This is a genomic window from Streptomyces sp. NPDC004561 (genome assembly GCF_053602155.1).
Map to the genome: position 1 here is coordinate 1 of NZ_JBSGDB010000802.1, position 2,326 is coordinate 2,326.

Annotated in this window: 3 protein-coding genes; all 3 read left to right on the forward strand. The window is 70.3% G+C overall.

From position 1 onward, the window contains the following. Positions 1 to 533 precede the first annotated feature (533 nt). Positions 534 to 1,232, forward strand: a complete 699-nt coding sequence (locus ACWEN3_RS45480) for a DUF6230 family protein (RefSeq protein WP_452984193.1) — start codon at positions 534 to 536, stop codon at positions 1,230 to 1,232. 5 nt (positions 1,233 to 1,237) lie between these two features. Further along, entirely contained in the window at positions 1,238 to 1,681 is a 444-nt protein-coding gene (locus tag ACWEN3_RS45485) for a DUF6114 domain-containing protein (protein WP_452984195.1), read from the forward strand. A 110-nt stretch (positions 1,682 to 1,791) separates the two neighbouring features. Beyond that, the gene (locus ACWEN3_RS45490; RefSeq protein WP_452984197.1) at positions 1,792 to 2,247 is read left to right on the forward strand and encodes a tellurite resistance TerB family protein; all 456 of its coding nucleotides are present in this window, start codon (positions 1,792 to 1,794) and stop codon (positions 2,245 to 2,247) included. Positions 2,248 to 2,326: the final 79 nt, after the last annotated feature.

Consider the following 2,326-nt stretch of genomic DNA (forward strand, 5'->3'; position numbering starts at 1 on the left):
GGAAGGCCTCCGGCCGGGCCGGGCAGGGGGCGGCCGGCACGGACCGAGGGGGAAGCGGACCGTGCCGCGGCCGCGTGGATGTGGAGCGATTGCCGTGGGCGTGTCGTGGAGCGAGGAGCGTGCGCGTACGGGGTCGGCCGCCGTGCACGGGGATGTGGAGCGGTTGCCCTGAGAGGGCCGGGAACGCGGCCGGCGCCCCTGCGGGACACGACCGCTGCCGCTCCGCGGATCCGGCGCCACGGATCCGTGGAATCAGGGGAAGTTGTAGACCTGATCAACCATCAACGTCAAGGCGCGACAAGGTAGTTGTGGCTTTCGGGCAAGAGTCGCGCACATCCGACACCCTTTTTTCACATCTCCCTTGACCCTCCGAAGTAACCGGCGGTAACTTCGCCGCAGGCTACCGCCGCGTAACGAGAAAGCCCTTGTGCCCGCCGGGAGTACGAGGAGACGTCCGCGGCGGCCGCTGTCCGCGCCAGGACATCGCGCCACTGAAGCCCAACCCGCATTGATCCATGCCCATGGGAGCAGACATGGCCTCGTCCCCGGACGTCGCGTCCGCCGGCAACACCCCCGAGAACCCGGGAAGCGGTTCACCCTCCGAACCACCGAGCAGCGCCGGGACCACCGGCGGCGGCCCGAGACGGGGACGCGTCCGGGCCCGCCGGGCCGCGGTGATGGCGGTACCCGCCACCCTCGTGGCGGCCGCCCTCGCGGTCCTCACCGCGCAGGGAGCGCTGGGCGTGCAGTTCGCGATCTCCGGCATGCCGTTCACGGTCACCGCGACGGAGCTGAACGGCACCGGCTTCGAGCAGTTCGGGGCCCTCGACAACATGGCGGAGGGCAGCCCGAACGCGGGCGACACCGGCGGCCAGGAGCTCGTCGTCACCTCGGCCATCAAGAACGCCACGCTCACCAAGCTGTGCCAGAGCGTCGACCTCGGCGGCACCAACCTGCTCATCACCGCGGGCAGCGGCGCCGAGAAGGTGACCGCCAGCGACCTCACCACCGACTCCACCCAGCTGTCGGGTGACGCCGCGTTCAACAACATCGAGATCGGCAACGACGCCAGCACGCTCACCAAGGCGGGCGTGAAGGGGCCGATCGGCGTCTTCAGCCAGCAGGCCGACACCGTGCGCATCGCCAATCTGCGGCAGACGAACTACGCGACCACCGCTGGCGTGTTCAAGCTGCCCGGTCTCAATCTCCGCTTCAGCGGCTCGGGTTGCTGATCCGCGTGCCGGACCGTCCACGCCGGGGTGCGAGGGCCGCCTTCCGCGGATGGCGGGCCCGCCGGCCGTTCTGGGGCGGGCTGCTGCTCGCCCTGGGCGGCGGCGAGATCCTGCTCACCGAGAAGGCCTCGATGAAGGTCGTCATGCACATCGGCATGCAGGGCCTGGCGGGCTATCTGCTGCCGGGCCTGATGGTGCTGCTGGGCCTGCTGATCCTCTTCAACCCCACGCAGCGGCTCTTCTACTCCCTCACCGGCATCCTGCTCTCCCTGGGCACCTGGCTGACCTCCAACCTGGGCGGCTTCTTCGTCGGCCTCCTCCTCGGCGCCACCGGCAGCTGCCTCGCCTTCGGCTGGCTCCCCGACCAGGAGCCCCGCGTCGGCCGCCGCGAACGCCGCCGCCGGGAAAAGACGGCGGCGGCACGGACAGGGCTCCCCGCCACGAAATGAGTCCGGTCCCGCCGTCCGGAACTTTCCGGAGACGCCGTCAGTTTCTACCGTGTTGTAGAAGTTGCCGGCGAGGTGCCTGAAGCACCCGGCCATGGATACGAGGAGTGGGCATGGCGCTGTGGGACCGCATCAAGGATTCGGCGTCGCAGATGCAGACGCAGTTGGTGGCGAGGAAGAACGACCTGAAGAGCGGGGCGTTCCGGGACGCGAGCATGGCGATGTGCGCGCTCGTGGCCGCCGCCGACGGCACCGTGGACCCGTCGGAGCGGCAGCGGGTGGCCCAGCTGATCTCCACGAACGAGGTGCTGCAGAACTTCCCGGCGGACGACCTGCGGCGCCGCTTCGAGGAGAACCTGGACAAGCTGACCACCGACTTCGCCTTCGGCAAGGTGAGCGTGCTGCAGGAGATCGCCAAGGCGAAGAAGAAGCCCGCCGAGGCCCGGGCCGTCGTCCAGATCGGCATCGTCATCGGCGGCGCCGACGGCGACTTCGACAAGACCGAGCAGGCCGTGGTCCGCGAGGCCTGCTACACCCTGGACCTGCCGCCGCACGAGTTCGACCTCTGAGACCCGGGGCGGCGGAACAGCGGCTCGCAGGGGCGTGGCCCGCCGCTGCCGCAGCCGGCCCGGCCGTCGCGTCGACGGC